The organism is Komagataeibacter kakiaceti JCM 25156, assembly GCF_000613305.1.
This window is the reverse complement of the sequence record NZ_BAIO01000170.1, coordinates 1-4,431: the sequence shown is the minus strand read 5'-3', so window position 1 is coordinate 4,431 and position 4,431 is coordinate 1. Positions and strand designations below refer to the sequence as shown.

Annotated in this window: 5 protein-coding genes and 1 pseudogene; 5 read left to right on the top strand and 1 reads right to left on the bottom strand. The window is 66.5% G+C overall.

The genetic code is table 11. The features are described from left to right. The 5 genes and pseudogenes from hisH to JCM25156_RS09855 form a co-directional block, all read left to right on the top strand. On the top strand, positions 1-534 hold a 534-nt coding region (gene hisH / locus JCM25156_RS09875), incomplete at its 5' end, for an imidazole glycerol phosphate synthase subunit HisH (protein ID WP_025812948.1). Beyond that, positions 531-1,867, top strand: a pseudogene (gene hisA / locus JCM25156_RS23240) (1-(5-phosphoribosyl)-5-[(5-phosphoribosylamino)methylideneamino]imidazole-4-carboxamide isomerase); the annotation flags it as partial. The gene hisH and the pseudogene hisA, both read left to right, overlap by 4 nt. A gap of 16 nt (positions 1,868-1,883) precedes the next feature. Then, complete coding sequence (hisF, locus tag JCM25156_RS09865) at positions 1,884-2,645, top strand: imidazole glycerol phosphate synthase subunit HisF (protein ID WP_025812947.1); 762 nt, start codon at positions 1,884-1,886, stop codon at positions 2,643-2,645. Between the two features lie 33 nt (positions 2,646-2,678). Then, positions 2,679-3,095 carry a phosphoribosyl-ATP diphosphatase gene (locus tag JCM25156_RS09860; RefSeq protein WP_025812946.1) on the top strand — a complete coding sequence of 139 codons (417 nt, stop codon included), beginning with the start codon at positions 2,679-2,681 and terminating at the stop codon, positions 3,093-3,095. Positions 3,096-3,122: 27 nt separating this feature from the next. Then, the gene (locus JCM25156_RS09855; RefSeq protein WP_025812945.1) at positions 3,123-3,500 is read left to right on the top strand and encodes a histidine triad nucleotide-binding protein; all 378 of its coding nucleotides are present in this window, start codon (positions 3,123-3,125) and stop codon (positions 3,498-3,500) included. An 8-nt stretch (positions 3,501-3,508) separates the two neighbouring features. On the opposite strand, the gene JCM25156_RS09850 is transcribed toward JCM25156_RS09855, so the two are convergent. Continuing rightward, a partial coding sequence (locus JCM25156_RS09850; RefSeq protein ID WP_025812944.1) for an ABC transporter ATP-binding protein occupies positions 3,509-4,431 on the bottom strand: 923 nt, incomplete at its 5' end.

Below are 4,431 nucleotides of genomic sequence, written 5' to 3'. Positions count from 1 at the left end.
GCCGTGCGGCAGGCCGACCGGATCGTCCTGCCGGGACAGGGCGCGTTTGCCGATTGCGCGGCCGGTCTCGACGCCCGGCCGGGCCTGCGCGACGCGATCGTGGACGCGACCGATAACGGGGTGCCTTTCCTTGGCATCTGCGTGGGCATGCAGTTGATGGCCGAACGTGGCCGCGAACATGGCGTGACCCCCGGCTTTGGCTGGATCGCGGGGGAAATACGGCTTATGGACGCACCCGACCTGCGCCTGCCGCAGATGGGGTGGAACCAGCTTGAATTCACGCCCGGCGCGCACCCCCTGACCGAAGGGCTGGATGCGGACGCCCACGGTTATTTCGTCCATTCCTTCGCCCTGGCGCAGTACGATCCGGCCGACATGGTGGCCATGACCGATTACGGCGGACGGGTTCCGGCCATCGTGGCGCGCGGCAACCGGGCGGGCACGCAGTTCCATGTGGAAAAGAGCCAGAAGGTGGGCCTGCGCATCCTGTCCAACTTCCTGCGCTGGACCCCCTCGCCGGATAGCACGCCATGACACGGCGCAACATGTCCCCCGCTGGCGCCACCCATGCCGAACGGCTTCAGCGCATGGACGAGGACGACCTGCACGCCCTGTGCGACGCGACGAACGCCGCCATTCTGGAGGGCGGTGGATTCGGCTGGCTGGCCCCGCCCCCGCGTGAGACGCTGGAGCGCTACTTCCGTGGCGTGCTGCTGGTGCCCGAACGGCAGATGTTCGTGGCCCGGCTGGATGGCATGATCGTGGGCTCCGCCCAGCTTGTCCGCCCCCCGCGCAATAACGAGGCGCAGGCCATGAGCGCCACCCTCATGCATTTCTACATCGCGCCCTATGCGCGGCGGCTGGGGCTGGGCCGCCAGTTGCTGGCCGAGGTGGAAGACTGCGCGCGCAGCATGGGCTACCAGATCATCAACCTCGACGTGCGCGAAACCCAGACCGAGGCCGTGCGGCTGTTCCGCAACTGCGGGTTCCACCACTGGGGCACCCACCCAGCTATGCCCGCACGGACGGGCGGACCGTCCGCGGCCTGTTCTTCACCAAACGCCTGCAGGATGACGAGCGGATCGTACCCGCCCACCCGCAGGATGCCTCAACCCCCATTCCCGCAGCAGGACATGCCCCCGTGACCGGACACAGCCTGACCCTCTATCCCGCCATCGACCTCAAGGACGGCACCTGCGTGCGCCTGCGCCGGGGGGAGATGGATAACGCCACCGTCTATTCCGATGATCCCGGCGCGCAGGCACTGGCATGGATCCATGCCGGCTGCTCGTGGCTGCATGTGGTGGACCTGAACGGCGCCTTCGCCGGGCGTTCGGCCAATACCGAAGCCATCGAGGCCATCATCGCCAATGCCTCAGTCCCGGTGCAGCTTGGCGGTGGCCTGCGTGATCTGGACAGTATCGGCAGATGGCTCAACACCGGGATCAGCCGTGTCATCCTGGGCAGCGTGGCGGTCAAGAACCCCGAACTGGTGCGCGAGGCCTGCCGCCTGTTCCCTGACCGCATCGTAGCGGGCATCGACGCCCGCAGCGGCCAGGTCGCGACCGAGGGCTGGGCCGAAACATCGGAAATGAAGGCGGTGGAGCTGGGCCTGCGCATGCAGGACGCCGGTGTGGCCGCCGTCATCTTCACCGAAATCAGCCGTGACGGCATGCTGACCGGCATCGACATCGAACAGACCGCCGACATGGCCAATGCGCTGTCCATTCCGGTCATCGCCAGCGGGGGAGTTGGCTCCCTGTCGCATCTGGAGGCCCTGCGCGCCGCCACGGCGCATGCGCCGGGCATCGAGGGCGTGATCGTGGGCCGCGCGCTGTATGACGGGCGGATCGACCTGAGCGAAGCCTGCGGGTTCTGGCCTGATGCTGAAGCTGCGCGTCATCCCCTGCCTGGATGTCAAGAACGGCCGTGTGGTCAAGGGCGTCAATTTCGTCTCCCTGCGCGATGCGGGCGACCCGGTGGAACAGGCCGCCGTTTACGACGCGGCGGGGGCCGATGAACTGACGTTCCTGGACATTACGGCCAGCAACGAGAACCGTGACACCATCCTTGATGTCGTCAGCCGCACGGCGGAGCGGATTTTCCTGCCGCTTACGGTGGGCGGCGGCGTGCGCACCACCGATGACATGCGCCGCCTGCTGCTGGCGGGGGCCGATAAATGCGCCATGAATTCCGCCGCCGTCTCCCGCCCCGAACTGGTGAGTGAGGCAGCCCGGAAATTCGGCAGCCAGTGCGTGGTGGTCGCCATTGACGCGCGCAGCGACGGCCATGGTTCATGGGAGGTCCATACCCATGGCGGCCGCACGCCCACCGGCCGCAACGTGATCGACTGGTGCCGGGAGGTGGCCGAACGCGGTGCCGGTGAAATCCTGCTGACCAGCATGGATCGTGACGGCACGGGCAAGGGCTTCGACCTTGACCTGCTGCGCGCGGCCAGTGCGTGCGTGCGCATTCCCATCGTGGCGTCAGGCGGCGTGGGCGAACTGGAGCATTTTGTCGAGGGCGCGCGCGCGGGCGCCACCGGCCTGCTGGCGGCCAGCGTGTTTCATTTCGGCCAGTTCACCATTCCCCAGGTCAAGCAGGCGCTGGACAGGGCGGGCCTGCCGGTCCGCCAGACGACCTGATTCCCCCTATTTTCTGCCTATCGGAGCATCGCCATGGCCAAGCCAGACAAATCCCGCAAGAACGCCCCGGCCAAGTCCGCCGCCATCGCCGCCGTGAAGCCGGAAGCCGTGGGCCCCGCCACCCCCGAGGTGCTGGACCGTCTGTTCGCGGTTGTGGCCTCGCGCCGGGGCACGGATCCGTCCATCAGCCATTCCGCCCGGCTGCTGGCGCGCGGGCGGCGCAAGATCGCCCAGAAATTCGGGGAGGAAGCCGTCGAATGCCTGATCGAGGCCGTGGCTGGCAACCGTGAGGAACTGGTCAGCGAAAGTGCCGACGTCCTCTACCACCTGATCGTGATGTGGGTGGATGCCGGTGTGACGGCCACCGATGTCTGGGCCGAACTCCAGCGCCGCGAAGGCACCAGCGGCGTGGCCGAAAAGGCGGCGCGCCCGCGCGACCCGCTGGCCTGATTTCCAACCTGCAACAGGAGAAAGCCCATGGCCGTAAGCGGCATCGGTCCCTACGACCCGCAGAATATCTTTGCCCGCATCCTGCGTGGCGAACTGCCGTGCAAGAAGGTGTACGAGGATGAATACGCCCTCGCCTTCCACGACATCGCCCCCAAGGCCCCCGTGCATGTGCTGGTCATACCGAAAGGGGCCTATGTCTCCTTCGCCGATTTCAGCCGCAATGCGTCCGAAGCCGAAATCACGGGCTTTACGCGGGCGATCGGCACGGTCAGCCGCGAACTGGGGCTGGAAGCGCGCGGTTACCGCCTGCTCTCCAACATAGGGGAGGAAGCGGGACAGGAAGTGCCGCATTTCCATGTCCACCTGTTTGGCGGCAAGGCGCTGGGGGCCATGCTGCCCGGCTGAGACAGCCGCTAGCGGGACTGGATCTCGAACAGTTCGCGGTAGATCCCGTCCCGCCGGGCCATGAGTTCGGCATGGGTGCCATCTTCCCATACCCGCCCGTGGCGAAAGACGATAATGCGATCCAGACCCATGACCGTGGAAAGCCGGTGGGCGATCACCAGCACCGTCCGCCCGGCCATGAGGCGTTCCATCGCCTGCTGCACCAGCATCTCGGAATGGGAATCGAGGCTTGACGTCGCCTCGTCCATGATGACGATCCGCGCCCGGCTGAGAAAAGCCCGCGCAATGACGATGCGCTGCCTTTCCCCGCCCGACAGCTTGACGCCGCGTTCCCCCACCATGGTGGCGTAACCGCGCGGCAGGCGGTCGATGAAATCCGCCGCATTGGCCTGCCGCGCCGCATGGGCGATTTCGGCGGCCGTGGCGTCGGGGCGGCCATAGGCGATGTTTTCCGCCACGGAACGATGGAACAGGACCGGCTCCTGCGGCACGATGGCAATCTGCCCGCGCAGGCTGGCCTGCGTGACGGTGGCAATATCGACCCCGTCAATGGTGATCTGGCCACTTCCCACATCATAAAGCCGCTGCAGCAGCCGTGTCAGCGTGGTCTTGCCCGAACCGGACGGCCCGACCAGCGCGACCCTGCTGCCGGGGGCTATATCAAGGTTCAGATTATCGAACAGCAGATGCCCATTCTGGCGGGCATAGCCAAAACTCACATGATCGAAGCGGATATGCCCCAGCGTTACCGCCAGCACGCCAGCATCCGGTGCGTCGGCCACATCGGGCTTCATGTGGAACAGGGCGACAAGTTCCCCCATCTCGTTGACCGAGCGCTGCACGACCGAGATCTGCTGGCCAATATCACGCAGGTAGCCCTGGATCACGAACATCATGGTCAGCACATAGGCGACATCCCCGCCCGCGCGCC

Excerpts from the sequence above, each read along its gene's own strand:
- hisF (WP_025812947.1), top strand. The coding sequence starts at position 1,884 with ATGCTGAAGCTGCGCGTCATCCCCTGCCTGGATGTCAAGAACGGCCGT.
- JCM25156_RS09860 (WP_025812946.1), top strand. The coding sequence starts at position 2,679 with ATGGCCAAGCCAGACAAATCCCGCAAGAACGCCCCGGCCAAGTCCGCC.
- JCM25156_RS09855 (WP_025812945.1), top strand. The coding sequence starts at position 3,123 with ATGGCCGTAAGCGGCATCGGTCCCTACGACCCGCAGAATATCTTTGCC.